The sequence below is a fragment of the Aldersonia kunmingensis genome (assembly GCF_001646865.1).
Lineage (GTDB): Bacteria > Actinomycetota > Actinomycetes > Mycobacteriales > Mycobacteriaceae > Aldersonia > Aldersonia kunmingensis.
The window spans coordinates 1-14,888 of record NZ_LRRB01000255.1; the positions used below are offsets into that span (position 1 = coordinate 1).

Below are 14,888 nucleotides of genomic sequence, written 5' to 3' on the forward strand. Positions count from 1 at the left end.
CCTGGGTGCATTCGCCCTTCCACTGCTTGGGGCGGGCGTTGCCCAGGCCGTCGAAACCGCCGACCTACCGGAAAATTGCACTTCCGGTTCAGCGACCGTTCAGTGTCAAGGGGATGTCGCTTTGAAGGACTTGCTGGAGTACTTCGCGGAGTCCGTCACCGGTTCGGGCATTCCGTTGGCGTTCTAGGCCGTTTCGGCCTCGGTGTCGTATCGAGCTCAATCCATCCGGGTGCTACAGATCCTCACTCAGCGGGACCGGTCGGGCGAGCGGCACGTAACGAATTCGTGCCGCCCGTCCGAGCAGTGCCCGAGGGATTGCCCCTGCTATGACGAGAGTGCCGGAATCACGGCACCGAGATCAGCGTGACCTTGCTGCCCGGCTCGACGCGTGCGCCCGAGCCGGGGTTCTGCGTGATCACCACCGAGCTGTCGGTCCTCGCCATTTGGCGGACTTGCACCTCGAGCCCAAGCTGCTCGAGTTCGGCTCGCGCAGCGCCGACCGACGAGCCGACGACACCGGGCACGCGTACCGCATTCGACACGATCAGCACGACGCTGTCGTTGCCCTCGAGTTCAGTACCCGCCTTGGGATCGGTGCCGATCACGCGGCCCTCGTCCACCTTCGAATCGAACGCGACGCGAGTTTCGCGAATGGAGACACCGAGCGCGGTGAGTGCCTCAGTGGCCTCCTCGACCGAGTTGCCCTTCAGATCGGGCAGGGGCTCGGGCGGGGCGCCCTTGCTCCGAATCACCTTGACTGCGGAATCGACCGGTGCCGCGGTACCGGGCTTCGGATCGAGTGCGGCGACCGTGCCGCGCGCCGCGCTCTTGCTGTACGCCTCGCCGCCATCGACGGGTTTCAGGCCAGCGGCACGAATGCGTTCGAAGACGTCCTGCGGATCGTCACCCGGCGTCACTGTGGGCACCGAGGGGCGGCCGAGCGAAATCAACACCGTCACGGTGCTGTTCTTCGGAATCCGTGAACCCGCCGGCGGATCGGTGCCGAGTACGTTGTCGACCGGAATGTTGTCCGAGTGCCGTCCGCTGACCTTCGTTGTCAGCCCGGCGTTTTCGATCGCGGTGACCGCGCCGTCCCGGTCGAAGCCGTTGACAGACGGAATGGCCGTATAGCGGCCAGAGCCCAGCCACCAGCCGCCCACACCGACGATCAGCGCGAGGAGCAGCACCACCAGCAGCCAGATGATCGTGGTGCGGCGGGACCGACTCCGGTCGATCTGCAAGCCGGGGAAGCGTGGATACGACGAACCCGGGTCGTCCGGATTATCGGCCTCGGCGCGCGACGTCACCGCGGTGACCACCCGAGTGTGCTGCGGCGCGTGCGGACCGCGGTCCTCGCGCGTCGGGGGGTGCGCAGGTTCGGGCGCCAGCACCGTCGTCGATGCCGCAGCAGCTGCGTGCGCGGCCCCGGCACCGGCGGTGCGGGTGGTCGGTGCGTCGGGCGACGCTGGACGGACGTGCGCGCTGGCATGCTGCGCCGAGCGCTGCGGGGCAGGGACGCGGTACGGCGGCAGGTCCAGTTCGGACGCTGCCGAGCGGAGTGCCGCTGCCATCGCCCCGGCATGCGGGAACCGATGGGCCGGTTCATTTTCCGTGGCGTGCAGCACGAGGTTGTCGAACTGCACGGGCACACCGTCGATGAACTCGCTCGGCCGTGGCACGTCGTTCTCGATGCGCTGATAGGCAACCGAAAGCGAGTTGTCGCCCGTGAACGGCGCTCGGCCGGTGAGCATTTCGAACAGCATTACGCCCATTGCGTAGACGTCGCTGCGGGCATCCGCGGTGCCGCTGGTGACCTGCTCGGGCGAGAGATACGCCGCGGTGCCGAGAATCACGCTGCTCGAGGTGGTGTTCGCGGCCGCGACTGCGCGGACGAGCCCGAAATCGGCGATCTTCACCTCGCCCGAATCGGAGATCAGCACGTTCTCCGGCTTGACGTCGCGGTGCACCAGTCCGGCGGCGTGCGCCACGCCGAGCGCGTCGAGCAACGGTTCCACCACTGCCCGTGCCGCGTGCGGCGGCATTGGGCCGCGCTCCCGGAGCAACTCGCGCAGCGTGCCACCCTCGACGAGTTCCATCACCAAGAAAGCGAGGTCCCCGTCGACTCCCTGGTCGTACACCGACACCAGGCCGGGATGCTTGAGCCGCGCGACCGCGCGGGCCTCGAACTCGAACCGGGACAGGAACTGCGGGTCGGCGGCGAACTTCGGGTCCATCACCTTGATCGCGACGGGACGGTCGAGCCGCACGTCGAGACCGCGGTAGACCATCGACATTCCGCCGCGCGCGATCGGGGCGTCGAGGCGGTAGCGCCGTTCGAGCATGTGCCCGAGCAGCGGGTCGTGTGCGCCTCGCATGCTCGCCCCTTTTCTCACCACGGTCACCGGCACCGGAATTGTCGTATCCGGTTACACGATGGTAGCCAGGACCAGCGCCAAGTCCGGCACGCCGACCCGCGGGGAGCCGGCGAGCGCCAATGCGGCAGAGTCCCGTGCTGATCGGTCCCGGCGAACCGATAACCTTACCGAGGTGAGCACGATCCCTTACTGCGACGATGTTCTGCCCGCCGAGGTCCCGCTGCTCTCGCTGCCGGATATCGCCAAACAACTCGGACTCGCCGTCACGCGAGTGCATCAGATGCTGCGCGACCATCAGTTCATCGCGGTGAAGCGCTCCGGCTGGGTCGGCGTGCCCGAGGAATTCTTCGGCGAAGACGGCGAGGTGTTGAAGTTCCTGCCCGGCCTGATCTCGGTGCTGCGCGATGGTGGCTTCCGTGACGACGAGATCTTGCGCTGGCTGTTCACGGCCGATGAGAGCCTGTCCGGCACGCCGGCGGCGGCGATGCACGGGCATCAGGCGCGCGAGGTGGTCCGGAGAGCGCAGGCGCTTGCTTTCTGATCGGCTCCGCCGATGCGTCCTGCTGACCGCTCGGCCGCTACCGACTAGCCCGCAGACGAATACCGCAGGGCGCCCTTGCCGAATTCGGTGATCGCGACCGCGAATCGGCGACCGCGGGGGACGACTGCTCGGCTGCGCAGCACCGCGAAGTCCTCCTCCTCGATCCGGTCGAGAATCTCGCCGTAGAGCGTGAAGGCTGCGCTGATCCCGGGCCGCACACGCGGTTCGAGCATGTCGATACCGGGCTTGGCGACCCGGTAGATGGACCGGTTGATCGCGGCGAAGTGTGCCAGCGCCGTGCGGACGCGGCGATCCGACGTGCCGGTGGCGCGGCAGTAGGCAAGCAGCTCGTCGTCGACGCCGAAGGCCGCGAGCTCGTCGGCGGGTAGGTACACCCGGTCGCGGTCGAGATCCTCGCCGACATCGCGAATGAAGTTCGTCAGCTGGAACGCCTCGCCGAGTGCCGCGGCGGGCTGTTCTGCCTCCTCCTGCGGGACGACCGTGCCGAGAATCGGCAGCAGCTGCAGGCCGATCACGGCCGCCGAGCCGTAGGTGTAGCGGTTCAGTTCGGCCATATCGCGGAAGCGATTGCGGAACAGCGCGGTGCCCGGCACGTCCATCCGCATCGAGTCGAGGAACGCCCAGAAGTACTCGCGCGGTATCCCGTAGGTGGTCACGGTGTCGTCGAACGCTGCGAAGATCGGCTCCCACGCCTGCGGCAGTTCATCCGGCGACCCCGTGCCGCGCAGCCTGCGTTCGATCCGGTCCAGGTCGCGGGCCCGATCTGCCGGGTCACGCCGCTTCTCGGAGTCGACGTCCACGATGTCGTCGACGGCGCGGGCGAACGCATAGAGCGCATGCACGCCCGGCCGGCGGGCCGGCGGCAGCAGCCGTGTCGCCAGGAAGTAGGTGCGGCCGTGCCGCGCGGCGATATCGCGGCAGGTCCGGTACGCCGCGTCGAGATCGCCTGATTGCGTCATGCCTGCTCAGTCACGGTTGGCCGCGGCCGGGCCGGGCGATTGGCCCACCGGATCGGCTGAGACCGAGTCGGCCGCAGGGGATTGGCCGCCGGGGTCGGCCGTAGGCGGCGAGGACCGGAGCCGTAGCGGATCGACGGTGCGCAGCGAGAGCGCTGCGACAACCGCCGCGAACGTCGCGAGCGCGACGTGGAGCGGGTTGTAGAGGCCGATCGATCCGTCCGGCTGGAAAACCAGCATCAACCAGGTACTCACGCCGACAAGGACCATCAGGGTCGGGGTGGTCAGTGCGAACCCCGCGCCGAGGGCAAGCGGCCACGAGTAGTACCAGGGCAGTGCCGCCGGCGACAGGATCACGATGGCCATGAAGGCGATCAGGATGCCGAGCACGGCCTCGCGCTCGGTGCGCCGGAACCGCCACCACGCCCAGCCCAGCACACCGAGCAGAGCGATGCCGCACAGCATGCGGGTCACATCGAGAACCGGGCCGAGTGAAAGCGGGGTGAACCAAGTGACGATGTGCGCCAGAATCGTCGGCAGCGAAAGCCAGTTGATGATCTTCGCCGAGCCCGACAGGGCGGTCAGCCAGCCGATTCCGACACCGGCGATCACCGAGGCCACCGCGAAGACCGCCGCGAAGACGCCGATACCGAGCGCCGCGGTGCGGGCGAACAATGCCATTGGGTGCGGGAGCGGTCCCTCGCCGCGTTCGGCGCGCCGCTCGCGTTCGTGCTGCATCCAGATCCACACGATGAACGGCAAAGCGATTCCGGCGGTTGCCTTGATCGCCACGCCGATCGCGACGAGCACGATGCCCCCGACGTGGTGCCGTTCGAGCACCAGCGCGATACCGGCGGCCATCAGGCCCACCATCAGCATCTCGTTGTGGACGCCGCCCATGAGGTGGATCAGTACGAGCGGGTTGAGCACCGCGAGCCACAGGGCGACGGCCGGCTTGCCACCGAGGTGGCGGGCGAGATGCGGCACCGCCCACATCATCAGCGCCAGACCGGGGAGCATGGTGAGCCGCAGCAGCATGGTGCCGCCGATGACGCTATCCCCGGTGATCGTGGTGATCGCCCGGCCGAGCAGCAGGAAGATCGGCCCGTACGGCGCGGTGGTCGTGGTCCAGACGTTGCTGACGTTGTCGAGCAGGATGCCGGGGTTGGCCACGGGCCCAACCGCGTACGGATCGAAGCCGTCCCGCAGCAATGCGCCCTGAGCCAAGTAGGAGTAGGCGTCCCGGCTGAACATCGGCACCGCGAAGAGCAGCGGGAACAACCAGATGCCGACGATGGACCGCAGTTCGTTGAGGCTGACTCCGTCATTGATGGTGGTTCGGCCGAGGCGGACCCACGCGGCGATCATCAGCAGCACGCCGATCCACACCATCAGTGACGACAGCACAAGTCCGTGGCCGAAGCGCAGCCACGACAGGTGTGCGGCCTCGAGCAGTGGGTCGCGGCGGCGCACACTGCCCGCACCGAATCCGCCGAAGGTAATCATCAGCGCGCCGAAAAGGCCGAGTACGGCGTGGTGCCCCTCGGGGCTGCGCGCGAAATCGGCGGCGGTGGCAAGCCAGGATCGGACGCTCGCAGCAACGGTCGTCGCCGCCGGGGCGCGCCCGCTCGTGGTGGCTGTCTGGGGCGTCGTCGACGGGAGGGACATAGCGGTGCTTGCCTCCCCAACGTCGATCGTTACCCCCGGCCGAGCAACCGGTCGAGCCAACAGCTTAGTGGTTGCCCTGGAAAATGCCGTTCAAGCCCGGTTCGCGGTGACGCAGATCGGGCCGTGTGTCAGCCGGTGACGCGCGCCGCAGCGAGCTTGCCGGACAGGAGTGCCGTGGGCACGCCGACCCCCGGAGTGGTCCCGCAACCAGCGAGAACGACATTGTCCGCGCTCGGCACCAGGTTGCGGGTACGGAACGGTCCGGTCTGCCGGAACAGATGCGCAGCCGAGAACGGGGTACCGGCAATCATCCCCTGTGCGAGCCAGGTGTGCGGCGTATCGATGTGGTCGATGGTGAAGTGGTCCGCGATGCCCACGTAGCCGCGTGCCTCCAGGACGCCGAGCAGCTCGCGGACATAGGCCGGGCCGAGGAACTCCCAGTTCAGTGGCGCACTGTCGAGGTTGGGGCAGGGCGCGAGCACCGACAGCGGTTCGTGGCGCTGCGTCCGGCCCGAGGAGTCGGTGCGTTCGATGTACTCACCAGGATCGGTGCAGGCCGGACGCGTGATCAGCAGCGAGGGGTCGCTCATCACCCGTCCGCGCCCGCGGCGGGCCGTGATCTCGGCGAAGGTGCCGTCCCACGCCTCGCCGAAATCGATGACGTGGTGGGCCTGCCCGGGCCAGCGCGCGCTGACCTCGGCCGGCACGGTACCCATCGCGACCACCGCGGACGGCGATGCGCGCAGCGGGCGGCGGCGCTTGACGCCGAGGTCGGCCAGTGCGCCGAGGTCGGCCGTGACGATCAGGGTGTCGCAGTCGAGCCGGGCGCCCTGGGTGGTGCGGATGCCGCGCGCCCGTCGCCCCTCGAACTCGATCCGCTCCACGTCGGTGCGCAGTTCGAGCTTGCCACCGGCGGCGACGAACGCGGCCGCCATCGAGCGCGCGATCGCACGCATGCCGCCGCGCGGGAAGTACACGCCCATGCATGTGTCCATATTCGGGATCGCGGCGTACACCGCGAGTGCCTGGGCAGGGGCCACGCCGGCGTACAACGCCTGGAAAGTGAACAGCCGGGCCAGATCGGGATCGGCGATGAACCGGCTGATCTGTGGACCGAGCCGGCCGAATCCACCGAGGCGGGTCAGTTTGGCAAGGTCGGCGCGGGCGCCGCGCGACTTCACTAGATCGAACGGCGAATCGAAGTTCGAGTCCATGAACCGGTCGTACTCGGCGTCGAAGACCTCACCCAGCCAGCCGCGCAGGCGCCGGTAATGACGCGATGTCCCGGGGCCGCACGCCCGCTCGACCTCGGCGGCCATCGCGTCGGGATCGCCGTAGACCTCGATCGCCCGGCCGTCTCGGAATCGCGCGTGATACCCGGGCTCGATGCGGTCGATGAACAGTGGCTCAGGGCCCGTCTCCGGTGCCGTGCCGACCGCCGCGAGCGCGTCGGTGATCAACTCGGGCATGGTCAATACGGTCGCGCCGTTGTCCATCTCGTAGTCCGCGCCGCGGTGGATGCCGACTCGCCCACCGGGGTGGTCGGCGCGTTCGACGACGGTGACCTCATGTCCCGCACCGCGCAGGTACAGCGCGGCGGCAAGGCCGGACAACCCGGCGCCGACGATCAGTACGCGGTCGGTAGGACCTGCAACTGTCTTCATCAGGCGCTCCGCCTGGTTGCCGCGTCGGCCATCTCGCGCAGTTGCCGTTTGGCCGCGGGAGTCGCGGGGCTGTCCTCGACAGCGGCGAGGCCGCGTTCGGTGAGCTCGGTGATCCGCCGCTCCACCTCGTCGACCGCGCCGAGATCGGTAAGTACGCCGCGCAATTCGTCTACCGCCGCATTCGTCAGCTCGGTGCCGATGCTGCGCCGGAGTAGTGCGGCCGTCTCAGGGGACTGCTCGTCGGCGCGCTGCAGCGCGAACGCGAACAGGACGGTCCGCTTCCCCTCGCGCAGGTCATCGCCCGACGGTTTCCCGGTGGTTGCCGGATCGCCGAACACGCCGAGCAGGTCGTCACGCAACTGGAAGGCGATACCTACGTCGGTCCCGTACTGGCGGTAGGCGCCTACGAGCGATTCCGGTGCGCCGGCCAGCGCGGCGCCGATGTGCAGCGGACGCTCGATCGTGTACGCCGCCGTCTTGTAGCGATTGATTCGCATCGCTGCCTCGACGGACTCGTCGCCGCGCGATTCACCGGTGATATCGAGCAACTGGCCGCCGAGCACCTCGGTACGCATCGCCGACCACACCGGTGCCAGCCGTGCGGCCGCGTCCGGCGGCAGGCCCGCCTCTCGAACCATGTCGTCGGACCAGGCGAGGGCGACATCGCCGAGCAGAATTGCGACCGCCGCCCCGTGCGACTCGGACCCGCCGGCCCAGCCGTCGCGCAGATGCCGCTGCGCGAACGTGACATGCACAGTGGGATGCCCGCGGCGGGTGTCGGAGGAGTCGATGATGTCGTCGTGCACCAGTGCGCAGGCCTGCACCAACTCGAGCGCTGAACAGACGCGGAGCACTGCTTCGGCGTCCGCACCGACGGGGTCGGCGCCGGCGCCCAGCCAGCCGGTCCAGGCAAAGGTCGGACGGATGCGCTTACCGCCGCGCAGCACGAATTGTTCGAGCTCGTCGACCGCGGCGACGAAGTCCGTGCCGACGCCTGCGACGATCCCGCGCCGGGACGCGAAAAACGCCGTGAGCTCGGCTTCTACAGCGGAAGCGAAGGTAGCCGGGTCGGCCGTTGCCGCCAGCGACGGGCTGGGTCCGATAGTCAGGGTTGCCTCCGCGGCGAGTGGATGGGGTCGCTGTTCACGATAGTGGGGCCGGTCGAGCATCAGCCGACGCACTTTATGCTGGGGCCGTGAATTCCGTATCCCGCCCCGGCGCCGACCAGCCGATCCGCGGCCGTGCCAGCGCAGGCTGGGTCTCCACGACGCCGTCGGTGGTGTCGCGTCTGGAGTCTGCCGACTGCGGACGTGTGCCGTTCTCGGTGGAGTTCTCGCCGCCGCGTGACGAGGCCGCCGAGGCCCGATTGTGGCGTGCAGTGCGGGAATTCGAGCCGATGCGGCCAGCGTTTGTCTCCATGACCTACGGCGCGGGCGGTACTACGCGTGACCGTACGGTGCGGGTCACCGGGCAGATCGCAGCGGAGACCACGCTGCTTCCGGTGGCGCATCTCACCGCCGTCGAGCACACCGTGGACGAGCTGCGCGCCCTGGTGGGCGCCTATGCCGACTGTGGTGTTCGCAACATCCTTGCGCTGCGAGGCGACCCGCCGGGCGACCCACTCGGCGAGTGGATCAAGCACCAGGACGGTGTCGAGTACGCGCACGAGCTTGTGTCGCTGGTCCGCGACCTGGGTGATTTCCATGTGGGCGTCGCCTCGTTCCCGGAGGGCCATCACCGTTCACCGGACCTCGACCACGACACCGCGCACCTGGTGCGCAAGCTGCGCGCCGGGGCGGAGTACTCGATCACGCAGATGTTCTTCGATGTCGAGCACTTCCTGCGGTTGCGTGACAGGGTGGACGCGTACGACCCGGAGCAGGGCGCCAAGCCGATCATTCCCGAGCTCATGCCCATTACTTCGTTGCGCTCGGTGCGGCGGATGGTCGAACTTTCCGGCTCGCATCTGCCGAAGGATCTCGAGGAGCGGCTCACCCGCGCGGCGGGCGACGGCCCCGAGGAGGATCGCCAGGCAGTGCGTGAGGTCGGCATCGAGCTCGCCACCCAGATGGGTGAGCGGCTCATCGCCGAAGGTGCTCCTTGCCTGCACTTCATCACCCTGAATTTCGCGCGCGCCACTCGTGAGGTGCTGGCGAACCTGGGTCTGGGCGTAGCAACCGTCTGATTCGAGCGGAGGGGCCATGGTCGATCAGGGCCCGGCCAATCGCCGTCGTGCGCGGGTGCAGGACGTGCACGACCTGGCGAATGCCATGCCGCATGTCACCGTCGAGTGGATATCCGACGAGCGTCCGGTGTACCAGGTGGGCCGTAAGTCGTTCGTGTTCTTCCGCAATCCGCGACCCGATGCGAAGGACCCCGAGACCGGTGAGCGCTATCCCGACGTGATCGTGTTCTGGGTGCCCTCCGAGAGCGACAAGCAGGCTCTCGTACAGGACGAGTCCTTGCCGTTCTTCACCACGCCGCATTTCGACGGACACCTGTCGGTGCTGTGTCGAGCAAGCCGCCTGTCCGAGCTGACCCGTACAGAGTTGGCGGAGGTCATCGAGGACGCCTGGCTGTCCCGAGCATCGGCGCGCCGCGGCTCGGAGTGGCTGAAGACCAGGGGTCAGTAGGCAGCAGCCGACCGCGCCAGCTCGCGGTGCCGCGCCGATGCGCACGATGCGACTTGACGGTCAGCAGCAGGTAACCCACGATCGCCACCGGATGCGCCAGCGCCGCGAGGATTTCCGCTCGGTTCGGCGGGGAGGCCGTCTCCATCGACCTCGCCAGCACGCGCGACCCGACGGCGGCCGAGTAGCCGATCACGCCATTGGTCCGCACCCGCCCGCGGCCGAACAGCGCCGCAAGCACCGGTAATACGTCGACGAATGCCAGCGTCGCGCCCACCGCGATGCTGCCGGGCAGCCCGCCGTAGGCCGACCACAGCCAGCGCGTGTAGCCGGCATCGAGTTCGGCTGCGCCGCGGTACATCCGGCAGGACACGAGATCTCCGGCGGGCAGCGTAACGGTGTGTGCCCCGGATTTGCGTAACTCCCTGGCCAGCGCCAGGTCTTCGGTTGGACTCGCGGCGACCGCGGCATGACCGCCGATCGTGCGATACCCCTCGGGGTCGAACACCAGGAACTGCCCGCACGCCACCGCGGTCGACGGCCGGGTTGACGCATTGGCCAGCGGCATCGGCAGCGTGCCCGCCCACGACCAGCACAGCAGCGGCTGCATCAGGCGCTCCGCCATCGACTCCGCGAGCTGACGCGGCCACGGCGACAGCAGGATCGCGCCCGTCACGGGCAATGCGCGTGCGGCGGCGACAAGGGCGTCCGGTGCCAGTCGTACATCCGCGTCCAGGAACACCAGCGCACCGGTCCGGGCGTCGGCCAACTCGGCGAGCCGGGCGCACGCGGCCTGTTTGCCGACCCAGCCGGGCGGCGGGTCGCCCGTGCCGCGGTGCAACTCGAACCGTGCGTCCCCGTCGATCGCGGCAGCGCCGACGTCGGCGGTGCCGTCGGTGGAGTCGTCGTCGAGGATCAGGATGCGCAGATCGGACACGCCACGCTGGGCACGCAGGTCGGCGATCAACTCAGGCAGCCGGTCCCGCTCATTACGCGCGGGGATGCAGACGGTCACTGGTCCCGGAGGGGCCGCTGCACGTGCGGCGACCGCGGCGACCGATGGCAGCGCAGCCCGGTTGTACAGGGCGAGTCCGGCTCGCGCCGCGGCCGCCAAAGCGGCGGCGGCGACAATTCGTTCCATCGTTAGACGTCTTGGGGTTGGCGATCCGTGGCGACGCGACGGCGCGGGGGGCTCGGGTTGCGATTGATGTAGGCGAGTGCCGCGACGATCGCGGCCACGCCGATCGTGACGCCGCCCATGATCCCGGCCCAGCCGGCGAAGCTACGAGTGCTCGGGTCGGCGTACTTCACCTCGGCGCGCATCGTGCTCACATCGCCGGGCGGCAGCTTCCACGAGACGATCGAGTCGCCCTCGCGGTTTCCGTTTGTGGTCGCCACCCGCGCGGGGAAGGCAATGGTGAACTGCACGTCGGAGCCTTGCGTCGGCACCGCCTTCAGGTCCACTTTGCCGTCGAGACTGACGAGGTCGCCGGTCCGTTTCAGCTGGATTTGGAAGGTTCCGGAGTTCTCCGCCGATAGGTGGCCGAGTTGTTCGACATCGCCGAAGGTGAGGTCGGAGAAGAACGCCTGCGAGCCGACGTAACCGTCCTGGTTGTACGCCTGCACCCGCACCTTCGAGGACAGCGAATCGGGGACCACCAGCTGCGGGCCCTTGTCGTTCTCGTCCTCGGGGACAACTGCGGCGACGATCTGGCCGGAAACCCGGTCGTCGGCGGAAACGCCCATCGATACCTGCACGCGCAGGCACCCGGAAAGCAATGGGATGAGCAGGATCAGTGCGGCAAGCGATAGCACGCGCGCGGGGCGCCGGGCAATAGGCTTGATCGGCTGCACATCGCCATCGTGCCAGAACTCAGCGGGCCGAGGCGGGATCCCGGCGACTTCGCCGATCGCGTAAATGGGCCAGCAGTGGCACCCCGAGCACGCCCATGACGACCAGGCCGTAGAGCGCCGACCAGCGCAATTCCGGTCCGAGCATCGTCGCGTGCGCCAATGCCGAGCCGAGCCATGTCCAGAGGAACAGCGCGATCGGCACCACACGTGACTCGGGCTCTCGCGCGTGTCGCGCCGCCACTGCAAGCCCGGCGGCCATCACCGCCGCGACCACGAACCAGCCGAGATAGTTGGTGATCGGGATGTCCGGGATCCCCGGCAGCGCGGGGGCGGATGTTGAATTCCCCGTCGCTTCGCTCGCCCCGGCCGAACACCATTGCCATTGCCCGTCGTGCACCATCTGCGGGTCGAGATAAAGGTCCCAGCCGACCGCACCGGTAGCGGTGAGCAGAATCCGTCCGGCCTCGGATCGGGCGACGACACCCGCCACCACCCACACCGGGTAGATCCCGGCCGTCCACGCCAGCGGGACAACGAGAGGCACCCCGGCCACGGCGGGTCCGAGGCGATCGGTGGCGTAGTCGTAGCAACCGAACGGGAATCCCGAAGCCACACCGATGATTTCGGCGATCAGCCCAACACCGGCGGTGAGGGCGAACAGTAGTGCCGCGAACCGGATGCCACGTTGCACGACCGCATCGCTGAGCGCGGCCGCCGCGCCGAGCAGCACCACCGCGGCGGTGACGATATCGCGCGCATCACCTGAGGTCAGCGGATAAGAGATCTGCGCGAGAACCGCGCACACCGCGAATGCGACGGGAATCTTCGGCATCGTCACCGTGACAGCAGTCGGCGTACGAGGCTGGGCCGGGCGTCCCCGAGCGCGACCTGGGCGGCTGTGCGTCCGCTCGCACCCGATACGCCGCCGCCAGGGTGTGTGGACGCTCCGGTGAGATACAGCCCGGGCGCGCCGAGGACGCGATGCTGGGCGAGTTCGGGCAGCGGGCGCCAGAAGAACATCTGGTCCAACGACATCTCCACGTGCATGACGTTGCCGCCGAGCATGCCGAGCTCGGACTCGATGTCCGCCGGCGTCTGTACGTGCCGTGCGACGACCGTCGAGGCGAAGCCGGGCGCGAACCGGTCCATCATCTCGATGATCCGATCCGCTTCGCGCGCGCCATGATCCGCCCACTCCCTCCCCTGGGAAAGCCGGTAGGGATGCCATTGCGACCACAGCGACAGCTGATGCTGGCCGGGGGCGGCGATGCTTGGGTCGAGCGCGCTGAAACTCATTGCGAGAACGGCAGGTTCGGGTGGCAACTCACCCGCGAGTGCCGAACCGTGCGCCGCGTGCAGCATTCGACGGTCCGGCACGAGCAACTGCAGTCCGGTACTCGAATCGGCGGTGTCGCAACCGGTGTAGCGGGGCAGGTCGGTCGTCGCGAGCCGAACCACCATGCCGATACCGGGGCCCACCCGGATCCGCCGCCGCCAGGCGTCCAGCACGGCGCGGTCATGCCCGCCAGCTTCGAGCAAGTCGAGCGTGGTCAGCACGTGACAGCCGGCAATCACCGTGCGGGCGTTCAACTCTCGCCCGCCTGCGGTGCGAACCGTCCAACCGTCCGCACGGCGAACCAGTGCGGTCACCTCGTCGCCCGTGTGCAACCGGCCGCCGTCGGCGGAAAGCCGTGCCGCCAGGGCAGCGGTGAGCGCCCCGCTGCCGCCGACCGCGCGGCCGGGCGGGAGTGAGTGCATGAGTGCCGAGAAACCCACCATGGGCGCGGTTCCCGGCTCCGACATCGGCGGGCCGGACTGTGCGCCGAACCAGGCCAACGCGGCCTTGAGCCTTTCGTCGTCGAACCACTCGTCGAGCAGTGCGTCGCCCGTGCCGAGAAACTCCCGCGACACGGCACTGCCGTCTGCGGGTGAGGACTTCGCGAAACGCCCGGGACCGCGCTCCGGTTTCATGCCCCAGAACGCGCGCGCGAGGTTCGGTGCGCTCGGTGCCGCGCCGAACGCCCGCATGACGCGTGCGCTGCGCGGGCCCCAGACCTCGACGAACCGGCGATAGGCGTCGGCATCGCGCGCTCCGCAGGCGGCCTCGATCGACGCGCACGTGTCGGCAACGCTGCGACGGAAGACGATCGGCGCGGCATCCGTGCCGGGCGGTGGGGGAGCGAACGCCCAGGGGTCGCAGTCGATATAGCGCAGGCCGAACCGGGCGAGATCGAGTTCCTCGATGATCCCGGTGTGCCGGACCATGATGTGAGCCGACGAGCCGCGGTCCACCTGGTGCCCGGGGAACCGTTCCACCGTCGAGACGGCGCCGCCGACAACGGTGTCGCGCTCGAGAACCTCCACCGACCAACCGGCGCGTGCGACGTAGCAGGCGGAGACCAGGGCGTTGTGGCCCGATCCGATGACCGCCGCGTCGAGCATCGTCACAGCGGCAGGTCGCGGGAGAGGACGGCGAAGGGTCGACTGTCCCCGGCGAAAGTGAAATCGCGGACGACGTCGGTGAAGCCCAGCCGGCGGTACAGCCGCCATGCGCGGTTGTCCTCGTCGGCGACTTCGGGTGTCGACAGCAGCGCCCGGCGCTCGGTGCGCCCGTCGAGCAGCTTGTCGAGCATCGTCTGGCCGAGCCGGTGGCCCTGTGCATCGGGATGCACGTGCACCTCGGTGACCTCGAAGTAGTCGGTGAGCAGGTCGCGGATTTCGGCGTCCGACCAGCCGGCCTTGCGCATCCCGGCGTGCACTTGGGCGTGCCACCACTGCTGCGGCGCGCCGCGGTAGCCGTAGGCAATCGCGACGAGCGGCGAGTCCGGGCCAATGCTGCCGCTGGTATCGGTGAGTAGCGCGCCGACGGCCCGCCAGCCGGGCCGGGTGATGTGCTCGGACCACATCGGCGCACGGTGGTGCTCGGTACCGCGGGGATATCCCATCGCTGTCACGTAGACGTCGAGCGCCTCGTAGAGACGGTTGCGCAGGTCCTGCGCCGAGAGTTCGACGACGACCGGCCTCGCTGGCGTGAATTCGACGACCATGTCCATTTCCGTGAGGGGAACTTGTCGGTGGGCGTGGTTACATTCAATCTGTCGAATGAATGTTCGATAGCGGCGATCCGGCGATGGACCGAGGGAAGCGGGCCATCGCCGGGTCCCGGGCTCCATCCCATG

At 68.7% G+C, this 14,888-nt stretch carries 14 protein-coding genes; 4 read left to right on the top strand and 10 right to left on the bottom strand.

Going from position 1 to position 14,888, the window contains the following annotated elements:
- Positions 1-187: hypothetical protein (locus tag A8G08_RS27820; RefSeq protein ID WP_222844286.1), on the top strand; the 187-nt coding region annotated here is incomplete at its 5' end.
- A 157-nt stretch (positions 188-344) separates the two neighbouring features.
- On the opposite strand, the gene pknB is transcribed toward A8G08_RS27820, so the two are convergent.
- Positions 345-2,375: a Stk1 family PASTA domain-containing Ser/Thr kinase gene (gene pknB, locus A8G08_RS20205; RefSeq protein WP_068278194.1), complete on the bottom strand. Its 2,031-nt coding sequence runs from the start codon at positions 2,373-2,375 to the stop codon at positions 345-347.
- A 172-nt stretch (positions 2,376-2,547) separates the two neighbouring features.
- On the opposite strand from pknB, the gene A8G08_RS20210 reads away from it, so the two are divergent.
- Positions 2,548-2,916, top strand: coding sequence for an Rv2175c family DNA-binding protein (locus A8G08_RS20210; RefSeq protein WP_068278234.1), 369 nt, complete (start codon positions 2,548-2,550; stop codon positions 2,914-2,916).
- Positions 2,917-2,960: 44 nt separating this feature from the next.
- Here A8G08_RS20210 and A8G08_RS20215 read toward each other — a convergent pair whose 3' ends face one another.
- The 4 genes from A8G08_RS20215 to A8G08_RS20230 form a co-directional block, all read right to left on the bottom strand.
- The gene (locus A8G08_RS20215; RefSeq protein WP_068278195.1) at positions 2,961-3,896 is read right to left on the bottom strand and encodes a phytoene/squalene synthase family protein; all 936 of its coding nucleotides are present in this window, start codon (positions 3,894-3,896) and stop codon (positions 2,961-2,963) included.
- 6 nt (positions 3,897-3,902) lie between these two features.
- Positions 3,903-5,561: an alpha-(1->6)-mannopyranosyltransferase A gene (locus A8G08_RS20220; RefSeq protein WP_068278197.1), complete on the bottom strand. Its 1,659-nt coding sequence runs from the start codon at positions 5,559-5,561 to the stop codon at positions 3,903-3,905.
- 128 nt (positions 5,562-5,689) lie between these two features.
- Positions 5,690-7,225: a phytoene desaturase family protein gene (gene crtI, locus A8G08_RS20225; protein WP_068278199.1), complete on the bottom strand. Its 1,536-nt coding sequence runs from the start codon at positions 7,223-7,225 to the stop codon at positions 5,690-5,692.
- Positions 7,225-8,394: a polyprenyl synthetase family protein gene (locus tag A8G08_RS20230; RefSeq protein WP_084436605.1), complete on the bottom strand. Its 1,170-nt coding sequence runs from the start codon at positions 8,392-8,394 to the stop codon at positions 7,225-7,227. The genes crtI and A8G08_RS20230 overlap by 1 nt, the downstream gene beginning before the upstream one ends.
- Before the next feature lie 110 nt (positions 8,395-8,504).
- Between A8G08_RS20230 and metF the strand changes: the two genes are divergently transcribed.
- A complete protein-coding gene (gene metF / locus A8G08_RS20235) occupies positions 8,505-9,410 on the top strand; it encodes a methylenetetrahydrofolate reductase [NAD(P)H] (protein ID WP_245672919.1) in 906 nt (301 codons plus the stop codon).
- A gap of 16 nt (positions 9,411-9,426) precedes the next feature.
- A complete protein-coding gene (locus A8G08_RS20240; RefSeq protein WP_157108688.1) occupies positions 9,427-9,858 on the top strand; it encodes an MmcQ/YjbR family DNA-binding protein in 432 nt (143 codons plus the stop codon).
- Here the strand turns inward: A8G08_RS20240 and A8G08_RS20245 are convergent.
- From A8G08_RS20245 to A8G08_RS20265, 5 genes are read right to left on the bottom strand one after another with little or no spacing between them, the layout of a single operon-like run.
- Positions 9,785-10,996, bottom strand: coding sequence for a glycosyltransferase family 2 protein (locus tag A8G08_RS20245; protein WP_068278201.1), 1,212 nt, complete (start codon positions 10,994-10,996; stop codon positions 9,785-9,787). The two genes, A8G08_RS20240 and A8G08_RS20245, sit on opposite strands and share 74 nt — an antisense overlap.
- Before the next feature lie 2 nt (positions 10,997-10,998).
- Complete coding sequence (locus A8G08_RS20250) at positions 10,999-11,709, bottom strand: LppM family (lipo)protein (protein WP_068278202.1); 711 nt, start codon at positions 11,707-11,709, stop codon at positions 10,999-11,001.
- Between the two features lie 19 nt (positions 11,710-11,728).
- Positions 11,729-12,541: a carotenoid biosynthesis protein gene (locus A8G08_RS20255; protein ID WP_068278203.1), complete on the bottom strand. Its 813-nt coding sequence runs from the start codon at positions 12,539-12,541 to the stop codon at positions 11,729-11,731.
- A gap of 2 nt (positions 12,542-12,543) precedes the next feature.
- On the bottom strand, positions 12,544-14,151 hold the full coding sequence (locus tag A8G08_RS20260; RefSeq protein ID WP_068278246.1) for a phytoene desaturase family protein: 1,608 nt from the start codon (positions 14,149-14,151) through the stop codon (positions 12,544-12,546).
- A 2-nt stretch (positions 14,152-14,153) separates the two neighbouring features.
- Positions 14,154-14,756, bottom strand: coding sequence for a GNAT family N-acetyltransferase (locus A8G08_RS20265; RefSeq protein WP_187344498.1), 603 nt, complete (start codon positions 14,754-14,756; stop codon positions 14,154-14,156).
- Between the last annotated feature and the right edge of the window lie 132 nt (positions 14,757-14,888).

Excerpts from the sequence above, each read along its gene's own strand:
- pknB (WP_068278194.1), bottom strand. The coding sequence starts at position 2,375 with ATGCGAGGCGCACACGACCCGCTGCTCGGGCACATGCTCGAACGGCGC.
- A8G08_RS20265 (WP_187344498.1), bottom strand. The coding sequence starts at position 14,756 with ATGGTCGTCGAATTCACGCCAGCGAGGCCGGTCGTCGTCGAACTCTCG.
- A8G08_RS20230 (WP_084436605.1), bottom strand. The coding sequence starts at position 8,394 with ATGCTCGACCGGCCCCACTATCGTGAACAGCGACCCCATCCACTCGCC.
- A8G08_RS20215 (WP_068278195.1), bottom strand. The coding sequence starts at position 3,896 with ATGACGCAATCAGGCGATCTCGACGCGGCGTACCGGACCTGCCGCGAT.
- crtI (WP_068278199.1), bottom strand. The coding sequence starts at position 7,225 with ATGAAGACAGTTGCAGGTCCTACCGACCGCGTACTGATCGTCGGCGCC.
- A8G08_RS20245 (WP_068278201.1), bottom strand. The coding sequence starts at position 10,996 with ATGGAACGAATTGTCGCCGCCGCCGCTTTGGCGGCCGCGGCGCGAGCC.
- A8G08_RS20240 (WP_157108688.1), top strand. The coding sequence starts at position 9,427 with ATGGTCGATCAGGGCCCGGCCAATCGCCGTCGTGCGCGGGTGCAGGAC.
- A8G08_RS20260 (WP_068278246.1), bottom strand. The coding sequence starts at position 14,151 with ATGCTCGACGCGGCGGTCATCGGATCGGGCCACAACGCCCTGGTCTCC.
- A8G08_RS20255 (WP_068278203.1), bottom strand. The coding sequence starts at position 12,541 with ATGCCGAAGATTCCCGTCGCATTCGCGGTGTGCGCGGTTCTCGCGCAG.
- A8G08_RS20220 (WP_068278197.1), bottom strand. The coding sequence starts at position 5,561 with ATGTCCCTCCCGTCGACGACGCCCCAGACAGCCACCACGAGCGGGCGC.